The sequence below is a fragment of the Streptomyces sp. NPDC021019 genome (assembly GCF_044333295.1).
Classification (GTDB): Bacteria; Actinomycetota; Actinomycetes; order Streptomycetales; family Streptomycetaceae; genus Streptomyces.
Map to the genome: position 1 here is coordinate 521,910 of NZ_JBIRQR010000001.1, position 18,547 is coordinate 540,456.

The following is an 18,547-nucleotide window of genomic DNA, read 5'->3' on the forward strand; positions in this document are numbered from 1 at the left end:
CGTCGGGTGAGCAGGAGCGAAGAGAACGTCAGGCTGACCGTCGGCGAAGCCGAGTTGACCGTCGACCCCCGGCACGGCTGCCGGATCAGCAGCCTGCGGATCGGGGGCGCCGAACTGCTCCGCCAGGGCGAGCGGTACGGCTGCTTCCCGATGGTGCCCTGGTGCGGGCGGACCGGGAACGGGGAGTTCCGCAACGGTGACGAGCTCCACCGGCTGCCGCTGAACTCCCCGCCGCACGCCATCCACGGCACCGGCCGCGACACCTCCTGGGAGCCGGCGTTCACGGCCGCCGACCTGGAGGAGGGGCGGGCCGCGTTCTACTACGACCTCGCCGAGCCCTGGCCGTACCGGGGCCGGGTGACGCAGACCTTCGAGCTGACCGAGGAGGCGCTGACGCTGGGCCTCGCCACCGAGACGTACGGCGACTCCTTCCCGGCCCAGGCCGGCTGGCACCCCTGGTTCCGCCGCACCCTCGACGGCGTGGCCGCCGAGCTCTCCTTCGACGCCGCCTGGCAGGAGGAACGCGGCGCGGACCATCTGCCCACCGGCCGTCGCATCGACCCCCTGCCCGGGCCGTGGGACGACTGCTTCGGCATGCCCGACGGCGTGGACGTGAAGCTCACCTGGCCGGAGCGGCTGGAGCTGACGGTGAAGAGCCGCAGCGAGTGGGTGGTCGTCTATGACGAGCAGGACGAGGCCGTCTGCGTCGAGCCGCAGTCCGGGCCGCCGAACGGGCTGAACACCGCGCCCCGGCTGGTGACCCCGATCGACCCGCTGGAGATGACGACGACCTGGAGCTGGAGGCGGCTCTGAGCCGGTGCCCGGCGGTGGGCCGGTGCGGTACCGCTTACCCTCGTGGTCATGACTGACGTACGCGCTGACCTGCTCCAGCAGATCAAGGACAAGGCCGTGGTGCACGGCAAGGTGACCCTCTCCTCGGGGCTGGAAGCCGACTGGTACATCGACCTGCGCCGGATCACGCTGGACGGCAGGGCCGCGCCGCTGGTCGGCCAGGTCATGCTCGACGCCACCGCCGAGCTGGACTACGACTGCGTCGGCGGGCTGACCCTGGGCGCCGACCCGGTCGCCACCTCGATGCTGCACGCCTCCGCCGCCCGCGGCGAGAGCCTGGACGCCTTCGTCGTCCGCAAGGCGCAGAAGGCGCACGGGATGCAGCGCCGCATCGAGGGCACCGACGTGAAGGGCCGCCGCTGCCTGGTCGTCGAGGACACCTCGACGACGGGCGGCTCACCGCTGACCGCCGTCGAGGCGGTGCGCGAGGCGGGCGGCGAGGTCGTCGCCGTCGCCGTGATCGTCGAGCGCGGTGCCGCCCCGGCCATCGCCGAGGCCGGCCTGCCGTACGTCCACGTCTACTCGGTGGCCGACCTCGACCTGGGCTGAGCGGCCACCCGGCAGCCTCTGAGCCCGTGGCGGACGGTTTCACGTGAAACAGGGTCCGCCGAGTGGAGCCGGATGAGGAGTCTGGGAAGATGGGGGCGACGATGACGTCGCCCCCAGGTCAGGGACTCACAGCCTGCACACCCGCACATCCCAAGGAGCGGTCAGATGCCCATCGCAACCCCCGAGGCGTACGCCGAGATGCTCGACCGGGCAAAGGCGGGCAAGTTCGCCTACCCGGCCATCAACGTCACCTCGACCCAGACCCTGCACGCCGCCCTGCGCGGTTTCGCGGAGGCCGAGAGCGACGGCATCGTCCAGATCTCCACCGGCGGTGCGGAGTTCCTGGGCGGCCAGTACAACAAGGACATGGTCACGGGCGCGGTCGCGCTGGCGGAGTTCGCGCACATCGTCGCCGCGAAGTACGACGTCACCATCGCGCTGCACACCGACCACTGCCCCAAGGACAAGCTGGACGGTTACGTACGTCCGCTGCTCGACGTCTCCGCGGAGCGCGTCGCCAAGGGTCTGAACCCGCTGTTCCAGTCCCACATGTGGGACGGTTCGGCCGAGACCCTCGCCGACAACCTGGCCATCGGCCAGGAGCTGCTGGCCAAGGCCGCCGCCGCCAAGATCATCCTTGAGGTCGAGATCACCCCGACCGGCGGTGAGGAGGACGGCGTCACGCACGAGATCAACGACGAGCTGTACACGACCGTCGACGACGCGCTGCGCACCGCCGAGGCGCTCGGGCTGGGCGAGAAGGGCCGCTACCTGCTGGCCGCCTCCTTCGGCAACGTCCACGGCGTCTACAAGCCGGGCAACGTCGTGCTCCGTCCCGAGCTGCTGAAGGACCTTCAGGCGGGCGTCTCCGAGAAGTACGGCAAGCCGGCCGGCAGCCAGCCGTTCGACTTCGTCTTCCACGGCGGCTCGGGCTCCACCGCCGAGGAGATCGCCACCGCGCTGGAGAACGGCGTCGTGAAGATGAACCTCGACACCGACACCCAGTACGCCTTCACCCGACCGGTCGTGGACCACGTGTTCCGCAACTACGACGGTGTCCTGAAGGTCGACGGCGAGGTCGGCAACAAGAAGACCTACGACCCCCGTACCTGGGGCAAGGCCGCCGAGGCGGGCATGGCCAAGCGCGTCACCGAGGCGTGCGGCCACCTGCGCTCCACGGGTACGAAGCTGAAGTAATCACCCGTCCGCACGGACGTACGGTGTCGGGCCCGGTCCTCCTTCAGGGGACCGGGCCCGTTGCCGTACCAGGAGAGAGAAGAGGCCCCGCTGTGGGTGCGACTTACGATTTCGACACCGTCGTCGACCGCCGGGGCACCTGGTGCGTCCAGTGGGACGGGGTCGCTGACCGGTTCGGGGTCGACGGGCTGCTGCCGTTCACCATCTCCGACATGGACTTCGCCACGGCACCCGAGGTCCTGGCCGCGCTCCGGGACCGCCTGGAACACGGGGTGTTCGGCTACACCACCTGGCAGCAGGACGACTTCCGCTCGGCGATAGCCCACTGGTACGCGACCCGGTACGACACCACGATCGACACCGGACAGCTGGTCTACGGCCCGTCCGTGCTCAACCAGCTCTCCCAGCTGCTCCGCATGTGGACGGGAGAAGGGGACGGCGTCGTCGTCCACACCCCCACGTACGACGGCTTCCGCAAGGCGATCACCGGGCTCGGGCGCGAGCTGCGGGGGGTGCCGGTGGGGGACGAGGAGGCGCTGGAGCGCGAGCTGGCGCGGGCGGACGCGAAGGTGCTGGTCCTGTGCTCGCCGCACAACCCGACGGGGCGGGTGTGGACGGCCGACGAGCTGGCCCGGACGGCCGCGCTGGCCGAGCGGTACGGGGTCGCGGTGATCAGCGACGAGATCCACGCGGACTTCGTGCACGAGGGGGACGTGGGGCGCGTCCATGTGCCGTGGACGCGGGTGGCGGGCGCCGGGCGCTGGGCGATCGTCTCCTCCGGGTCGAAGGCGTTCAACTTTCCGGCGCTGACCGGTTCGTACGGGCTGATCGGCGATCCGGCGGACCGGGCGGAGTACGTGCGCCGGATGGAGACGGGGGAGGGGCTGGCGTCGCCGGCCGTTCTGTCGTTGACCGCGCACATCGCGGCGTACCGGAAGGGGGCGGCGTGGCTGGACGCGGTACGGGCGTATGTGGCGGGAAACCTCGGGTACGTCGCGGAGCGGCTGGGAGAGGCCTTCCCCGAGCTGGGGTGGGAGCCGCCGCAGGCGGGGTACCTGGCCTGGATCGACCTGCGGCCGCTGGGAGTGGACGACGAGGCGTTGCAGCGGGTGCTGGTGGAGCGGGAGGGGGTGGCGATCATGGGGGGTGCCGTTTACGGGGCGCCCGGGTTCGTCCGGCTGAACGTGGGGTGTCCTCGGGAGAAGGTGGTGCGGGGAGTTTCGGCATTGGTGCGGGCGGTGGGGGCCGTGCGGTAGGGGTGGTTTCGGGGGCGCTGCCCCCGGGCCCCGGTTGCGAGGGCTCCGCCCCCGCGCCCCCGCTCCTCAATCGCCGGAGGGGCTGAGCGCACCCGGAGGGGCTGGACGTGCCCGTAGGGGCGAGTCGGGGCAAGCTGCTTCCATGGCTGATGCCCCCGCGCCCGGAGAGATTCGGGTCGCCTCGTCCGTCGGGCGGTGGGTCGTCCTGACCACCGTGCTCGGCTCCAGCATGGCGATGCTGGACTCCACAGTCATCAACGTGGCCCTGCCCCGTATCGGCGAGGACCTCGGCACCGACATGGCCGCGCTTCAGTGGACCGTCAACGCGTACATGCTCACGCTCGCCGGGCTGATCCTCCTCGGCGGGGCGCTCGGGGACCGGTACGGGCGGCGGCGGGTGTTCGTGGTGGGGGTGGTGTGGTTCGCTGCGGCCTCCCTGCTCTGCGGGATCGCGCCGAACGCGGGGGTGCTCGTCGCCGCGCGGGCCCTGCAAGGGGTTGGCGGGGCGTTGCTCACGCCGGGGTCCCTCGCGATCATCCAGGCGAGTTTCCATCCGGACGACCGGGCCCGGGCCGTGGGGCTCTGGTCCGGGTTCGGCGGGGTCGGGGCGGCTGTCGGGCCGTTCGTGGGCGGGTGGCTCGTCGACGGGCCCGGGTGGCGGTGGGTGTTCCTGCTCAATCTGCCGCTCGCCGCGCTCTGCGTGCCCGTCGCGCTCCGGCACGTACCGGAGTCGCGGGATCCGGCGGCGCACGGCCGGTTCGACGTGCTGGGGGCCGTCCTCGGGGCGCTGGCGCTCGCCGGGGTGACGTACGCCCTGATCGAGGCCCCGGGGCGGGGCGCGTCGCCGTCGGTGATCGGGTCGGCCCTCGGCGGGCTGGCCCTCGGAGCGGCGTTCGTCCTGGTCGAGCGGCGGCGGGCGGATCCCATGCTGCCGCCGTCGATCTTCCGCTCCCGGCTGTTCACCTCGGTCAACCTGGTGACCTTCTGCGTCTACGCGGCCCTCGGCGGCTTCTTCTTCCTCTCCGCGATCCAGCTCCAGGTGGTGGCCGGATATTCGGCGCTGGGGGCCGGTACAGCGCTGCTGCCGACCACGATCCTCATGCTGCTGTTCTCCGCCTGGTCGGGGGAGCTGGGACGGCGGATCGGACCCCGCATCCCCCTCACAGTGGGGCCGCTGCTGGCCGCCGCCGGGATGCTCCTGATGCTGCGGGTGGGGCCCGGCACCCCGTCCGTCGGCTCGTACGTCAGTGAGGTGCTGCCCGCCGTCCTGGTGCTCGGCGCCGGGCTCGTCGTGGTCGTCGCGCCGCTCACCGCGACCGTCCTGGCCGCCGTGGACGCCGGGCGGGCGGGGCTGGCCAGCGGCATCAACAACGCCGCCGCGCGGGCCGCTGGGCTCATCGCGGTGGCGGCCCTGCCGCTGCTCGCCGGCATGGGGCCCGAGGCGTACCGGGACGCGGGCGAGTTCGCCGCGACCTTCCGGCGGGCCATGCCGATGTGCGCCGGGCTGCTGGTGGCGGGCGCGGTCGTCGCCTGGTGGACGGTGCGCACCCCGGCCGCCGCCGTCCGCGGGGAGCGGCCCGAATGCGCGGTGCACTGCGGGGTCGTCGCCCCGCCGCTGGAGCCGGAGCGCCGCGAGGGATGACGTACGCCCGCGGGGCAGGCCCCCGGGCACGGGCGGCCGGTCGGGGCGCGGTGCCGCCGGACCGTCGCGGCAGGCACACTTGAGCCATGTCCATCCACGAGAACCTGCTCGGGGGCCCCGCCCCGACCCACCTCCCCGACGACCCGGAGCCGCGCGAGCTGCTCGCCGCCGGCACCCCGCCCGCCGAGGTCGCCGCGAAGTACCCCACCTCCTCGCTCGCCTGGGCGCAGCTCGCCGACGAGGCCTTCGAGGGCGGCCGGGTCGTCGAGTCGTACGCGTACGCCCGTACCGGCTACCACCGCGGCCTCGACTCCCTGCGCCGGGCCGGCTGGAAGGGCCACGGCCCCGTCCCGTTCGAGCACGAGCCGAACCGCGGCTTCCTGCGCGCCCTGCACGCCCTGGCGCGGGCCGCCGGGTCGATCGGGGAGACCGAGGAGCACGAGCGCTGCTCGACGTTCCTGCGGGACTCATCGCCGACCGCCGCCGACATCCTGAGCTGAGCAGTCTTCCCCCGAGCCGCTCCCTGCCCAAGCACCTCGGGCAGGGAGCGGCTTAGTATGCGAGCAGGGGACCGGAGCTCCATCACCTCACGGAAGGGGCGGACCGCTACCCGGAAGCTCGTGTCGAGGAGACAGAAATGTCGACGAATCACCCCGACCCCGAAGCCACCGGTGCGGACAACCCGCACCTGGACTTCGCGGGAACGACTCCGTACGAGGACTATGTCCAGGCGGATGTCCTGACCCACCTCCAGCAGCTGCGCTCGGACGATCCCGGCGAGATGGTCTTCCTGGTCACGACCCAGGTCATGGAGCTGTGGTTCACGGTCATCGTCCATGAGTGGGAGACCGCGACCCGCGCCCTGCGCGAGGACCGCATACCCGTCGCGCGCGACGCGCTGAAGCGTTCGCTGCGCGAGCTGGAGGCGCTCAACGAGTCCTGGCGGCCGCTGGCCGGACTCACCCCCGCCCAGTTCAACTCCTACCGGGGGTCCCTCGGAGAGGGCTCCGGGTTCCAGTCGGCGATGTACCGGCGGATGGAGTTCCTGCTCGGCGACAAGTCCGCTTCCATGCTGGTGCCGCACCGGGGCGCGCCCCGCGTGTACGCCGAGCTGGAGAAGGCGCTCGGGGAGCCCAGTCTGTACGACGAGACCCTCGCCCTGCTGGCCCGGCGCGGCTACGCGATCCCCGAGGCGGTGACCGGCCGGGACCTGACCCAGCGGTACGAGCCGTCGCCCGAGGTCGAGGCCGTGTGGGCGGAGATCTACGCATCCGACGACCAGAACGACGAGCTGGTGCGCCTCGGCGAGCTGCTCACCGACGTCGGCGAGCTCGTCTGGCGCTGGCGCAACGACCACCTCGTCGCCACCCGGCGCGCGATGGGCTCCAAGACCGGCACCGGCGGTTCCGCCGGAGTGGCCTGGCTGGAGAAGCGCGCCACGAAGAACGTGTTCCCCGAGCTGTGGACGGCGCGCAGCCATGTCTGAGGCCTCCCGCACCGCCCCGGGTACGGACCTCCGTGAGCGGGCGCTCGTCCTCGACGCCGCCGACCCGCTGGCCGCGCGGCGCAAGCTGTTCGCCCTCGACGACGACGGCGTCTACCTCGACGGCAACTCGCTGGGCGCGCTGCCCGTCCACGTTCCCGCCCGCGTCCAGGACGTTCTCACCCGCCAGTGGGGCGAGCTGCGCATCCGGTCCTGGGACGAGAGCGGCTGGTGGACCGCGCCCGAGCGGATCGGCGACCGGATCGCCCCGCTCGTCGGGGCCGCCGCCGGGCAGATCGTCGTCGGTGACTCGACCAGCGTGAACGTCTTCAAGGCCGTCGTCGCCGCGAGCCGGCTCGCGGGGGAGGGACGCGACGAGATCCTGGTTGACGCGACGACCTTTCCCACGGACGGGTACATCGCCTCGTCCGCCGCCCGGCTCACCGGCCACCGGATCGTGCCCGTCGCTCCCGCCGACGTCCCGGCCGCGCTCGGGCCGCGTACCGCCGCCGTGCTGCTCAACCACGTCGACTACCGTTCCGGCCGGCTGCACGACCTGCCGGGGCTGACCGCCGCCGTCCACGCGGCGGGGGCGGTCGTGGTGTGGGACCTCTGCCACAGCGCCGGCGCGCTGCCCGTCGGGCTGGACGAGCACGGGGTGGACCTCGCGGTCGGCTGCACCTACAAGTACCTGAACGGCGGCCCCGGTTCGCCCGCGTACCTGTATGTCGCCGAGCGCCACCAGGCCGCCTTCGACTCGCCGCTGCCGGGCTGGAACTCGCACGCCGACCCGTTCGGCATGACCCCGGGCTACGCCCCCGCGGACGGTTCCGTACGGGGCCGGGTCGGCACGCCCGACATCGTCTCCATGCTGACGCTGGAGGCGGCGCTGGACGTGTGGGACGGGGTCTCCGTCGACGTGGTGCGGGCCAAGTCCCTCGCCCTGACGGACTTCTTCCTGGAGTGCGTCGAGTCGTACGTCCCCGCGGGCCGGGTCACCTCCGTCACCCCGGCCGCGCACGCCGAACGCGGCAGCCAGGTCGCCCTGCGCTGCGACGGGGCCGAGCCCGTGATGCGCCGGCTGATCGAACGGGGCGTCGTCGGCGATCTGCGGCGGCCGGACGTGCTGCGGTTCGGCTTCACCCCGCTGTACGTGGGGTTCGCCGACGCGGAACGGGCGGCGCGGATTCTCGCCGAGGTGCTTGCCGAGGTGGACGCCGATGTGGTCGCCGATGTGCTCGTCGACGACACCGTCGGCTGACGGGCCGTCACTGTCTGTCCGACCGGGCGGGGACGGTGCCGAGTGCTGGTACCGTCCCCGCAGGTCAGCCCAGTTGGGCGAGAACACAGGCACGGGACACAGGCATAGGACGGTTGAGCAGCATGTCGGATTCTGCCGCGCGTGATCGGGACGTCGCCGAGACGGAGTCGGCGCTCGCGCATCCGGAGGTCGCGCCCGACCGGTCCGCCGCCTACGGGGACCACCCCGACCAGGTCGTCGACTTCTACGCGCCGCGCGACGGCCGCACCGGCGCCCCGCTCGTCGTCCTCCTGCACGGCGGCGCCTGGCGGGCCCCGTACGACCGGGCCCATGTCTCCCCGTTCGCGGACTTCCTGGCCCGCCGGGGCTTCGCCGTGGCGAGCGTCGAGTACCGGCGCGGCGGCGACGACATCCCGCAGCAGCGCGACGGCGGCGGGGGCGGCTTCCGGCCGGGCGGCGCCGACCCGGTCGCGGGGCGCTGGCCGGAGACCTTCGACGACGTGGCCGCCGCGATGGACGCGATGCCCGTGCTGGCCGCCCGCGAGCTGCCCGGGGCCGATGTGCGGCGGATCGTGGTCACCGGGCACTCGGCGGGCGGGCACCTCGCCCTGTGGGCGGCGGCGCGGCACGTCCTGCCTGAGGGGTCGCCGTGGCGGCTGCCCGCCCCGCCGCCGCTGCGCGGGGTCGTCGCCCTGGCCCCGATCGCGGACTTCACGGCGGCGGTCGAACTGGGGGTGTGCGGCGGTGCGGTCTCCCAATTCCTGGGCGGGGAGGCCGACTTCGAAGAGCGGGTGGCGCAGGCCGACCCCGGGGTGCTGCTGCCGACCGGGATCGCCACCGCGATCGTGCAGGGCGTCGAGGACATCGTCGTCCCGCAGGCCGTCTCCGAGGCGTACGTCGACGCGGCGGCCAGGTCCGGCGAGATGGTGGGGCTGACGCTGCTCGGCGGCGTCGGGCACTTCCCGCTGGTCGATCCGGCCGCCGACGCCTGCGCCGTCGTGGCCGAGGAGATCACCCAGCTCGCCTGGTGAGCCGGTCGGCCGGGGAACCGAGTTGCGGACCGAAGGTGTCCGCAAGGACCTCTACGTTGGTTCTGTTGCCGCTCGGACGGAGCCGGTACCGACGAAGGGGAACCTCATGACGATCCTGGTGACCGGAGCCACGGGAACGGTCGGCCGCCGCGTGGTCGAGCAGCTGCTGGAGCGCGGCGAGCACGTCCGGGCCCTGACCCGCGACCCGGCGCGGGCGGAGTTCCCGGACGGGGTCGACGTCGTCGCCGGCGACCTCACGGACCCGGCGTCGCTGGGCCCCGCACTGGACGGGGTGAGCGGGCTGCACCTCATCACCTTCGGCGGCGAGCTCTTCGCCCCGCTGGAGACCGGTGAGGAGATCCTCGCCCTGGCCCGGAAGGCCGGCGTGCGCCGGGTGACCGTGCTCCACGGTGGCGGGGAGACCCCGATGGAGGCGGCGGTGCGGGCGAGCGACTTCGCCTGGGCCGTCGTGATGCCGGTGGAGTTCATGGCGAACGCCCTGGAGTGGGCGCCCGGCATCAGGAGCGAGGGCGTGGTGCGCGAGCCCTTCGTGAGCCGGCTGAGCGCGATGGTCCACGAGGCGGACATCGGGGCGGTGGCGGCGGCGGCCCTCACGGAGGACGGCCACGGCGGCCAGGAGTACCTGATCACCGGGCCGCAGGCGCTGACCGTCGCCGACAAGACGGCGGCCGTCGCGGCGGCTCGGGGCGCGGACGTGGAGCTGGTCGAGCTGACCGAGGAGCAGGCGCTGGAGACCTGGCGGGGCCAGGGCATGGCGGAGGACGTGATCGCGTTCCTGATCGACGTCTACCGGGACACCCCGCCGGAGGGCCGGACGGTGACCGACACGGTGGAGAAGGTCACCGGTCGGCCGGCCCGGACCTTCGCGCAGTGGGCCGAGGAGCACGCGGACCACTTTCGCGCGGGGGTCTGACAAGGCTGCCACCAGGGGTTTTCCGGCCCTCGGTGCGGTACGGCGGAGGCGGGTAGTCCTTGAGACGGACGCCCCGGAATCCGTAGCGATGGTGACGACCCGCCGTCCGCCGCCGCCTACCGTGGAAGCGTGACCGAGACCCAGACGAAGACCAGTGGCCCGGAGTTCCGGGCGGCCGCAGGGGCCATCGACGGCCTGCGGAACGATCTGATGCGTGATGTGCTCGCCTACCGTCCGCTGCCGCCGCTGAACCCCGACGGCCGGCTGATACGGCGGCTGCCCGAGGGCCTGCGGAAGGCCACCGTCTGGACCCCGCACGCGCTGGTGCTGTTCGCCGCCTTCCTGGTGATGATGGCCGGGTTCGCGGAGTGGGACTACCGCTTCCTGATGGGCGTGGTGCCCGCGATCCCGGTCGCGATGACCCTTATCAGGCCGGTCGCCGCCTTCTGGGCCTCGATGCTGGCGACCGTCTTCTGCGGGATCCTGGGCAGCGAGCTGTGGGGGCCGAGCACCTTCGCGGCGCAAGTGGTGGTCCTGGTGGTCGTGGCCGCCCGGACCCGGCCCCGTACGGCCGCCTTGATGTGGCTGCTGACCCTGCTGTTCGGGGTACTGGTGGAGGGCGGCGACCCGTCGATCACCGCGCCCCTGGCGACGCTGTCCGCCTTCGCACTGCTCGTCGTCGCCGTGGTCCAGATCCGGCGCGACGCCGAGCGCGAGGTCACCGTGCAGCGCACCGTCACCGCCGTCGAGCGCGACCGGCGCACCCTGCTGGAGGAGCGCACCACCATCGCCCGGGAGCTGCACGACGTGGTGGCCCACCACATGTCGGTCGTCGCGATCCAGGCCGAGGCCGCCCCCTACCGGGTCGAGAACCCGCCGCCGGAGCTGGAGCAGGCCTTCGTCACCATCCGGGAGAACGCGGTGGCCGCCCTCACCGAGCTGCGCCGCGTCCTCGGGGTCGTCCGGGCGGAGGACTACGAGGCCCCCGACGCCCCGCAGCCCACCCTCGCCGCGCTCGACGGGCTCCTGGACAACGTCCGCGAGACGGGCCTGGAGACGGAGAAGGTGATCACCGGGGCCGTCCGCGAGCTGCCGCAGGGCGTCGAGCTGTCGGCGTACCGGATCGTCCAGGAGGCCCTGAGCAACAGCCTTCGGCACGCGCCGGGCGCCTCCGCCCGGGTCGAGCTCGGCTATGTCCTCGGCGGGCTCGGGCTGCGCGTGGTCAACGGGCCCCCGCGCGGCCTGGTCAAGCCCTCGCCGGGGGCCGGGCACGGGATCACCGGGATGCGGGAGCGGGTCGCGATGCTCAACGGCGAGATGACGGCCGGGGCGACGGAGGACGGCGGGTACGAGATCGCCGTGTTCCTCCCCGTACCGCTGTCGGACGGGCCGGAGCCACGGGAGACGGCCGGCTCCACGGCGGACGCGACGGGCGCCGGGGACACGGTCGTCGTCGAGAGGGACGGCGGCGCATGAGCGACACCGACATCCGGGTCCTGATCGTCGACGACCAGATGATGGTCCGCGAGGGTTTCTCGGTCCTGCTCAACGCGATGCCGGGGATCACCGTCGTCGGCGAGGCGGTCGACGGGCGCCAGGCCCTCGCCCAGGTCGCCGCCCTCCGCCCGGACGTGGTCCTGATGGACATCCGCATGCCGGAGATGAACGGCATCGAGGCGACCCGCGAGATCGTCGCGCGGGACGCCGACGCGAAGGTGCTGGTGCTGACGACCTTCGACCTCGACGAGTACGTCTACCAGGCGCTGCGGGCCGGGGCCTCGGGCTTCCTCCTCAAGGACGCGTCCGCCCGGCAGCTCGCCGACGGGGTACGGGTGGTGGCCTCGGGTGAGGCGCTGCTCGCCCCGACGGTGACCCGGCGGCTGATCACCGAGTTCTCCAAGCTCGCGGAGACCCCGCGCCCGCCCGCCCTGGCCCGGATCGGCGATCTCACCGAACGCGAGACGGAGGTGCTCGTCCTGATCGCGCAGGGGCTCTCCAACGCGGAGATCGCCTCGCATCTGATCGTCGCCGAGTCCACGATCAAGACGCACGTCAGCCGCATCCTGGTGAAGCTGGGGCTGCGCGACCGGACCCAGGCGGCGGTGTTCGCTTACGAGGCGCGGCTGGTGACGCCGGGTTAGCCCCCGCTCCCTGCTCCGGCCCGCTCCCTGCTCCGGCTCCCTGTCCGGGCGGACCCGGGGAGGCCCGGCCCGGCGCGCCTGTCGCGACGGCGGCGGGCGGTGCGGGGGAGGCCCGGGGAGTCCTGGGGAGGGCGGCCGGGCAGGGATCACCCCTTGCGGTGGCGGCGGGCGCGGGTAGCGTCGGGTCATGCACGTGTCCTTCGATCCCTGGTCGCCCGCGTTCGTCGCCGATCCCTACCCCGCCTACACCGCGCTGCGCGCCGCCGGCCGGGCGCACTGGTTCGAGCCGACGGGGCAGTGGCTGATCCCGCACCACTCCGACGTGTCGGCCCTGCTGCGCGACCGCCGCCTCGGCCGGACGTATCTGCACCGCTTCAGCCACGAGGAGTTCGGCCGGACCCCGCCGCCCGCCGCGCACGAGCCGTTCACCACGCTCAACGGGCAGGGCATCCTCGATCTGGAGGCCCCCGACCATCCCCGGATCCGGCGGCTGATCTCCAAGGCGTTCACCCCGCGTACGGTCGAGAACCTCGCCCCGACCGTACGGCGGCTGGCGGCCGAGCTGGTCGACGCCTTCGTGGCCAAGGGCGGCGGGGACCTTCTCGCGGAGGTCGCGGAGCCGCTGCCGGTCGCCGTGATCGCGGAGATGCTGGGCGTTCCGGAGGCGGACCGGGGGCTGCTGCGGCCGTGGTCGGCGGCGATCTGCGGGATGTTCGAGCTGCATCCGTCCGAGGAGACGGCCGAGGCCGCCGTCCGGGCCTCCGTCGACTTCTCCGCGTATCTGCGCGGGCTCATCGCCGAGCGGCGCGCCGACCCCGGGGAGGACCTGATCTCGGCGCTCATCGCCGCCCACGACGAGGGCGAGCGGCTGACCGAGCAGGAGATGATCTCGACCTGCGTGCTCCTGCTGAACGCGGGCCACGAGGCGACGGTGAACTCCACCGTCAACGGCTGGCGCACGCTCTTCCACCACCCGGAGCAGCTGGCCGCCCTGCGCGCCGACCCCACGCTGCTGCCCACCGCTGTCGAGGAACTGCTGCGCTACGACACCCCGTTGCAGATGTTCGAGCGCTGGGTGCTCGACGACATCGAGATCGACGGCCAGGTGATCGGGCGGGGCGCGGAGGTTGCGCTGCTGTTCGGCTCGGCCAACCGGGACCCGGAGCGGTTCGCGCGCCCGGACACGCTGGACCTGTCCCGGGAGGACAACCCGCACATCACCTTCGGCGCGGGCATCCACTTCTGCCTGGGCGCCCCGCTGGCCCGAATTGAGCTGGCCGCCTCCTTCGGGGAGCTGCTCCGCAAGGCACCGGCCCTGCGGATGACGGCCGAGCCCGAATGGCAGCCGGGGTATGTGATCCGGGGGCTGAAGGAGCTGCGGGCGGAGGTGTAGCGCGTTTCTGCGGCTCCTGCGGCTCCTGCGGCTCCTGCGGCTCCTGCGGCTCCTGCGGCTCCTGCGGCTCCCGCCCTCAGCAGGGGTCGTAGCACTCCGGCCTCGGCGCTCCGGCCAGCGCGTCCACGCCGACGCCGACCGCGAAGAGGGCGGCGATGGCCGCGACGAGGCCGATCGCCCGCTTCCAGTCACCCCGGACCAGGAAGAACACGGCCAGGGCCGCCGCGATCCCGCCGAGGATCATGAGGGGCAGCCCGACCCAGAGCACGTTCCAGTTGGAGGTGCCCTCGAAGCCGTCGAGGAGGCCGCCCTTGCCGTGCGGGGCCCAGAGCACGATGCCCACGAGCGCTCCGGCGAAGGCGGTCAGACAGCCGGCGGTTCCGACGAGGGCTTCCCGCCGCGAGTTCTGGATCTCCATGCCCGGGGGGACGCGCCGGGGCGCGGGCGCGGTTCCGGCGGCCTCAGCCGCTCCGGCGATCGAGGAGCGGGGGCCCGGGCGGAGCCCCGGTATCAGGTCAGCGGGTACGACGACCTGCCCGACGCCTCGTCGATCTCGTCGTGCGCCTTGGTCAGCAGTTTCATCGCCAGTTCGTTGAGCGCTCTGGCCCCCGCGATCTCCTCGCCGACCCGCTGCTGGTCGGCGTCCGAGGGATGGCGGCTGGCGTAGCCGTGGGCGCGTACCTCTGTTCCGTCGGAGAGGCGGACGAGCGCCGCCGCGCGGGTGCGGTGGGTGTCCTCCTCGAATGCGAGGTCGATGTGCCATCCGACAGCGATCCTGGTCATGACGGTCACCTCCGGGACGTCTCGGGCCGTCTTCTACCAGCGTGCGCCCGCTGCCCCGGCCGCGCTCGCCGGGCCCGGCAGCATCAGCCCCCAGGCGCCCGCCCGGACCGTCCAGGTCCGGGTGCGCACCGGCCCCCCGGTCCGTATGTCCGCCCGGTAGCGGAAGTCCGCGCCGGAGACCGTGACCGCCTTGGCCTCCGCCGCGACGTCCTCGCCCGAGGCTGCGCGGACGACGACGTCGGCCAGGCCCCCGCCGCCCTGGGAGGTCACCTGGACGCCCCGTACCGGCGTGTCCAGGTCGCTCAGCAGCACCCCGTCCGCCTCGACGCGCAGCCGGTGCGTGCCCGGGTGCGTGCCGGCGGCGACCGGGGCCGGGCGGACCAGGGACGTCATCAGCGAGCGGCAGGTGTCCCAGACGGCCGTGACGCCCGTGTGCGGGCCCGTCGGGCCGGGCGGCGGCGCCGGGGCGGGGATGCGGAGGCGGCCGAGGACGACGCCGTCGCTGTCGTCGACCAGGAGGTCCAGGCGTCGCACCGCGCCGTCCAGCGCGGTCCGTGCGGCCGCCACGGCGCCCCGGGGGACGCCGAGGGCGTGGGCCACCTCCAGGGCGTGCGCCGCGCCGACGGGGATCAGGGAGAGGACGCCGTCGGCCAGCTCCCGTTCGCGGTGGAGCTGGGCCACCGCGCGCAGCAGCGCGTGATCGTCGCCGACCACCACGGGCCTGCGCGAACCCCGCCGGGACAGGGCCCGCGCGAACTCCTCCGGGGTGTCCGGAAGGCAGATCTTGGCGTGCGATCCGGCGCTCAGCACGTCCTTGGCGATACGGACGGACTCGCCGTCGGTCCGGCGGGCGACCGGGTCGATGACCACCAGGAGCTGGTCGTCGCCGTCGCCGGGGGGCTCTGCAGCCGACACCTCGGTCCTTCCTCGGGTAGCATCTTGGTGCAAGAGCCCCTTGCGCTATTGCGCCAGGGGCTTCGTCTATTCCGGGGCACCCGGTTCGACGGCTCAGGCTTTGCCGCACATCGTCGTGCGGCAGGTACGACCTTTACGTACGCCCCCTGACCTTGGACATGCCCCGCCCGGAAGGGGTGTACGCCTGTGCCCGCACTTGTGCTGCTCGGTGCTCAGTGGGGTGACGAGGGCAAGGGGAAGGCCACCGACCTCCTCGGTGGATCCGTGGACTATGTCGTGCGATACCAAGGCGGTAACAACGCCGGTCACACGGTCGTCGTGGGCGACCAGAAGTACGCACTGCATCTCCTCCCCTCCGGAATCCTGTCGCCGGGGTGTACCCCGGTCATCGGGAACGGTGTCGTGGTCGACCCGGCGGTCCTGCTCTCCGAGCTGAGCGGTCTGAACGAGCGAGGCGTCGACACGTCCAAGCTTCTGATCAGCGGCAACGCTCATTTGATCACTCCGTACAACGTCACGCTCGACAAGGTGACCGAGCGCTTCCTGGGGAAGCGCAAGATCGGCACCACGGGCCGGGGGATCGGTCCGACGTACGCCGACAAGATCAACCGGGTGGGGATCCGCGTCCAGGACCTCTACGACGAGTCGATCCTGGAGCAGAAGGTGGAGGCGGCCCTGGAGCAGAAGAACCAGCTCCTGGCCAAGGTCTTCAACCGCCGGGCCATCGAGGCCGGCAAGGTCGTCGAGGACATGCTCCAGTACGCGGAGCAGATCAAGCCGTTCGTCGCCGACACGACCCTGATCCTGAACGACGCCATCGACGAGGGCAAGGTCGTCCTCTTCGAGGGCGGCCAGGGCACCCTGCTCGACGTCGACCACGGCACGTACCCCTTCGTCACCTCGTCGAACCCGACGGCGGGCGGTGCCTGCACCGGCGCCGGCGTGGGCCCGACGAAGATCAGCCGCGTCATCGGCATCCTCAAGGCCTATACGACGCGGGTCGGGGCCGGTCCGTTCCCGACGGAGCTGCACGACGAGGACGGCGAGGCGCTGCGGCGCATCGGCGGCGAGCGCGGTGTCACCACCGGCCGTGACCGCCGCTGCGGCTGGTTCGACGCCCCGATCGCGCGGTATGCGACCCGGGTCAACGGCCTGACCGACTTCTTCCTCACCAAGCTGGACGTCCTCACCGGCTGGGAGCAGATCCCGGTCTGCGTGGCGTACGAGATCGACGGCAAGCGCGTCGAGGAACTCCCGTACAACCAGACCGACTTCCACCACGCGAAGCCGATCTACGAGAACCTGCCGGGTTGGTCCGAGGACATCACGAAGGCCAAGACCTTCGCCGACCTGCCGAAGAACGCGCAGGGTTACGTGAAGGCCCTGGAGGAGATGTCGGGCGCTCCGATCTCCGCGATCGGCGTCGGTCCCGGCCGGACCGAGACCATCGAGATCAACTCGTTCCTGTAGGGAACGGGCGAGTAACACCGCGGCGGGGGGGGGGGGGGGGGCCCCCCCCCCCCCCCCCCCGCCGTTCGCGTTCACGCGCTACCCCGCTCTGTGCTGCCCCGGTTCCGGTGCCGGCTCCCGCGCGGCGGACTCCGGCTGTGCCGCGCGGTCCTTGGCGAGCAGTACGGCGATGAGCGCGGCGCCGAGAACGAGCAGCCCGGCGGCGATGGTGAGCGTCAGGGAGAACCCCTCCGTCGCCGCGCGCAGCGGACCGACGGAACCGGTCAGCTCCTCGCTGCGCCGGGTGGCGACGGAGACCAGGACGGCCAGTCCCACGGCGCCGCCGATCTGCTGCACCGAGCTGAGGACCGCCGAGCCGAGGCCGGCGTTCTCCTCGTCGGTGCCGGAGACCCCGGCGATGGCGAGGGCGGGGAACCCGAGGCCGGAGCCGAAGCTCACGACCAGCATGCCGGGCAGTACGCCGATCGCGTAGCTGTCGTTCGGCGACACCCCGGAGAGCAGCAGGAGTCCGCCCGCGCTGATCAGGAACGCCAGCGCCAGCGCCCACCGCAGGCCGAGCCCGACCACCACCCGGGAGGAACACCAGACGCCGGTGAGGATGCCCGCGCCGTAGGGCAGAAAGCCGAAGCCGGCCTTGAGCGGTCCGTATCCCAGCACCGTCTGCAGATGCAGCATCAGCAGGAAGGAGAGGGAGAAGAAGGCGGCGGCGAAGAGCAGGCCCGCGGCGTTGGAGACCGCGCGGATCCGGACGGAGAGGAAGGACAGCGGGATGAGCGGATCCGTCGTGCGCGCCTCGACCAGGAGGAAGAGGGCTCCCAGGGCGATGCCGAGCAGCAGCGGCGACACGACCGTCGGGTCGCTCCAGCCCCCCTGCTCGGTCTGGAGCAGGGCGTAGACCAGGGAGACGACGGCGCCGGTGCCCAGCAGCGCGCCCGGGACGTCCAGCCGGGTGGGGCGGTCGGTGCGGCTCTCGCCGACCAGGCGGGGCAGGAGCGCCAGGGCCAGGGCGGCGACGGGCAGATTGATCAGGAAGATCCAGCGCCAGGACGCCAGCCCGGTGAGCGCCCCGGAGATCACCACCCCGGTGGTGCCGCCCAGACCGGCGATGGCACCCCAGATGCCGAGAGCCTTGGCGCGCTCCTCGCGGCCGGGGAAGAGCAGGGTGATCAGCGCCAGGGCCGCCGGGCTGGCCATGGCCGCGCCCGCCCCCTGGGCGAACCGTCCGGCCACGAGCTGCCAGGGTTCCTGGGCGAGTCCGCAGAGCAGGCTCGCGGCGCCGAACAGGGTCACGCCCCAGAGGAAGACCCGGCGGCGGCCGATCAGGTCGCCGAGGCGGCCGAAGAGCAGCAGCAGTCCGCCGAAGGCGAGGAAGTACGCGTTGGCGACCCAGGTCAGGTCCGTGGTGCTGAAGCCGAGGTCGCTCCTGATGCTGGGGAGGGCGACGTTCACGACGGTGTCGTCCAGCACCAGCATGAACTGGACGAAGCAGAGAACGACGAGTGCGGCCTGTCGGCGGGGGTGTGCGGTCATCACCCTGTGACGCTACGGAGGGGGCTTCAGTCGCCGCAATGGGTCGACCGGCCATATACCCGGGGCGGGTATTCAGCCCGCGCCGGGGCGGGCGCGGTCCCCGCCCGCCT

The 18,547-nt window shown here is 72.7% G+C and carries 18 protein-coding genes; 14 read left to right on the forward strand and 4 right to left on the reverse strand.

Annotated features, from left to right (window positions below):
* The first annotated feature begins 6 nt into the window (after nt 1–6).
* The 13 genes from ACH4RG_RS02380 to ACH4RG_RS02440 all read left to right on the forward strand — a co-directional run bounded on the left by ACH4RG_RS02380 (nt 7) and on the right by ACH4RG_RS02440 (nt 13,739).
* Nucleotides 7–813 carry an aldose 1-epimerase gene (locus ACH4RG_RS02380; RefSeq protein ID WP_397927462.1) on the forward strand — a complete coding sequence of 269 codons (807 nt, stop codon included), beginning with the start codon at nt 7–9 and terminating at the stop codon, nt 811–813.
* A 48-nt stretch (nt 814–861) separates the two neighbouring features.
* A complete protein-coding gene (pyrE, locus tag ACH4RG_RS02385) occupies nt 862–1,401 on the forward strand; it encodes an orotate phosphoribosyltransferase (RefSeq protein ID WP_003967561.1) in 540 nt (179 codons plus the stop codon).
* A 165-nt stretch (nt 1,402–1,566) separates the two neighbouring features.
* The gene (gene fbaA, locus ACH4RG_RS02390; protein WP_397918424.1) at nt 1,567–2,598 is read left to right on the forward strand and encodes a class II fructose-bisphosphate aldolase; all 1,032 of its coding nucleotides are present in this window, start codon (nt 1,567–1,569) and stop codon (nt 2,596–2,598) included.
* Between the two features lie 92 nt (nt 2,599–2,690).
* A complete protein-coding gene (locus tag ACH4RG_RS02395) occupies nt 2,691–3,854 on the forward strand; it encodes a MalY/PatB family protein (protein WP_397918423.1) in 1,164 nt (387 codons plus the stop codon).
* 142 nt (nt 3,855–3,996) lie between these two features.
* Complete coding sequence (locus ACH4RG_RS02400; protein WP_398538987.1) at nt 3,997–5,496, forward strand: DHA2 family efflux MFS transporter permease subunit; 1,500 nt, start codon at nt 3,997–3,999, stop codon at nt 5,494–5,496.
* A gap of 86 nt (nt 5,497–5,582) precedes the next feature.
* Entirely contained in the window at nt 5,583–5,996 is a 414-nt protein-coding gene (locus ACH4RG_RS02405; protein WP_007452918.1) for a DUF3151 domain-containing protein, read from the forward strand.
* A gap of 137 nt (nt 5,997–6,133) precedes the next feature.
* Nucleotides 6,134–6,982, forward strand: a complete 849-nt coding sequence (locus tag ACH4RG_RS02410) for a tryptophan 2,3-dioxygenase family protein (RefSeq protein ID WP_397918421.1) — start codon at nt 6,134–6,136, stop codon at nt 6,980–6,982.
* On the forward strand, nt 6,975–8,240 hold the full coding sequence (gene kynU / locus ACH4RG_RS02415) for a kynureninase (protein ID WP_398538988.1): 1,266 nt from the start codon (nt 6,975–6,977) through the stop codon (nt 8,238–8,240). Before ACH4RG_RS02410 ends, kynU begins: the two co-directional genes overlap by 8 nt.
* A 122-nt stretch (nt 8,241–8,362) precedes the next feature.
* On the forward strand, nt 8,363–9,271 hold the full coding sequence (locus ACH4RG_RS02420; RefSeq protein WP_397918419.1) for an alpha/beta hydrolase: 909 nt from the start codon (nt 8,363–8,365) through the stop codon (nt 9,269–9,271).
* 106 nt (nt 9,272–9,377) lie between these two features.
* On the forward strand, nt 9,378–10,205 hold the full coding sequence (locus ACH4RG_RS02425; RefSeq protein WP_397918418.1) for an NAD(P)H-binding protein: 828 nt from the start codon (nt 9,378–9,380) through the stop codon (nt 10,203–10,205).
* Nucleotides 10,206–10,334: 129 nt separating this feature from the next.
* Entirely contained in the window at nt 10,335–11,681 is a 1,347-nt protein-coding gene (locus tag ACH4RG_RS02430; RefSeq protein ID WP_397918417.1) for a sensor histidine kinase, read from the forward strand.
* Entirely contained in the window at nt 11,678–12,346 is a 669-nt protein-coding gene (locus tag ACH4RG_RS02435) for a response regulator transcription factor (RefSeq protein ID WP_018961803.1), read from the forward strand. Before ACH4RG_RS02430 ends, ACH4RG_RS02435 begins: the two co-directional genes overlap by 4 nt.
* A gap of 187 nt (nt 12,347–12,533) precedes the next feature.
* Nucleotides 12,534–13,739, forward strand: coding sequence for a cytochrome P450 (locus ACH4RG_RS02440; RefSeq protein ID WP_397927470.1), 1,206 nt, complete (start codon nt 12,534–12,536; stop codon nt 13,737–13,739).
* 76 nt (nt 13,740–13,815) lie between these two features.
* Here the strand turns inward: ACH4RG_RS02440 and ACH4RG_RS02445 are convergent, their stop codons facing one another.
* From ACH4RG_RS02445 to ACH4RG_RS02455, 3 genes are all read right to left on the reverse strand, one after another.
* On the reverse strand, nt 13,816–14,157 hold the full coding sequence (locus ACH4RG_RS02445; RefSeq protein WP_398538989.1) for a hypothetical protein: 342 nt from the start codon (nt 14,155–14,157) through the stop codon (nt 13,816–13,818).
* A 92-nt stretch (nt 14,158–14,249) separates the two neighbouring features.
* Nucleotides 14,250–14,522, reverse strand: coding sequence for a DUF1876 domain-containing protein (locus tag ACH4RG_RS02450; protein WP_397918414.1), 273 nt, complete (start codon nt 14,520–14,522; stop codon nt 14,250–14,252).
* 33 nt (nt 14,523–14,555) lie between these two features.
* The gene (locus tag ACH4RG_RS02455; protein WP_398538990.1) at nt 14,556–15,437 is read right to left on the reverse strand and encodes a diacylglycerol kinase; all 882 of its coding nucleotides are present in this window, start codon (nt 15,435–15,437) and stop codon (nt 14,556–14,558) included.
* Between the two features lie 186 nt (nt 15,438–15,623).
* Between ACH4RG_RS02455 and ACH4RG_RS02460 the strand changes: the two genes are divergently transcribed.
* Entirely contained in the window at nt 15,624–16,907 is a 1,284-nt protein-coding gene (locus ACH4RG_RS02460; RefSeq protein ID WP_384329106.1) for an adenylosuccinate synthase, read from the forward strand.
* A gap of 78 nt (nt 16,908–16,985) precedes the next feature.
* Here ACH4RG_RS02460 and ACH4RG_RS02465 read toward each other — a convergent pair whose 3' ends face one another.
* Nucleotides 16,986–18,437, reverse strand: a complete 1,452-nt coding sequence (locus ACH4RG_RS02465) for an MFS transporter (RefSeq protein ID WP_398538991.1) — start codon at nt 18,435–18,437, stop codon at nt 16,986–16,988.
* Nucleotides 18,438–18,547 lie beyond the last annotated feature (110 nt).

Excerpts from the sequence above, each read along its gene's own strand:
- ACH4RG_RS02450 (WP_397918414.1), bottom strand. The coding sequence starts at position 14,522 with ATGACCAGGATCGCTGTCGGATGGCACATCGACCTCGCATTCGAGGAG.
- ACH4RG_RS02405 (WP_007452918.1), top strand. The coding sequence starts at position 5,583 with ATGTCCATCCACGAGAACCTGCTCGGGGGCCCCGCCCCGACCCACCTC.
- ACH4RG_RS02435 (WP_018961803.1), top strand. The coding sequence starts at position 11,678 with ATGAGCGACACCGACATCCGGGTCCTGATCGTCGACGACCAGATGATG.
- ACH4RG_RS02400 (WP_398538987.1), top strand. The coding sequence starts at position 3,997 with ATGGCTGATGCCCCCGCGCCCGGAGAGATTCGGGTCGCCTCGTCCGTC.
- ACH4RG_RS02420 (WP_397918419.1), top strand. The coding sequence starts at position 8,363 with ATGTCGGATTCTGCCGCGCGTGATCGGGACGTCGCCGAGACGGAGTCG.
- kynU (WP_398538988.1), top strand. The coding sequence starts at position 6,975 with ATGTCTGAGGCCTCCCGCACCGCCCCGGGTACGGACCTCCGTGAGCGG.
- fbaA (WP_397918424.1), top strand. The coding sequence starts at position 1,567 with ATGCCCATCGCAACCCCCGAGGCGTACGCCGAGATGCTCGACCGGGCA.
- ACH4RG_RS02445 (WP_398538989.1), bottom strand. The coding sequence starts at position 14,157 with ATGGAGATCCAGAACTCGCGGCGGGAAGCCCTCGTCGGAACCGCCGGC.
- pyrE (WP_003967561.1), top strand. The coding sequence starts at position 862 with ATGACTGACGTACGCGCTGACCTGCTCCAGCAGATCAAGGACAAGGCC.
- ACH4RG_RS02425 (WP_397918418.1), top strand. The coding sequence starts at position 9,378 with ATGACGATCCTGGTGACCGGAGCCACGGGAACGGTCGGCCGCCGCGTG.
- ACH4RG_RS02410 (WP_397918421.1), top strand. The coding sequence starts at position 6,134 with ATGTCGACGAATCACCCCGACCCCGAAGCCACCGGTGCGGACAACCCG.
- ACH4RG_RS02465 (WP_398538991.1), bottom strand. The coding sequence starts at position 18,437 with ATGACCGCACACCCCCGCCGACAGGCCGCACTCGTCGTTCTCTGCTTC.
- ACH4RG_RS02440 (WP_397927470.1), top strand. The coding sequence starts at position 12,534 with ATGCACGTGTCCTTCGATCCCTGGTCGCCCGCGTTCGTCGCCGATCCC.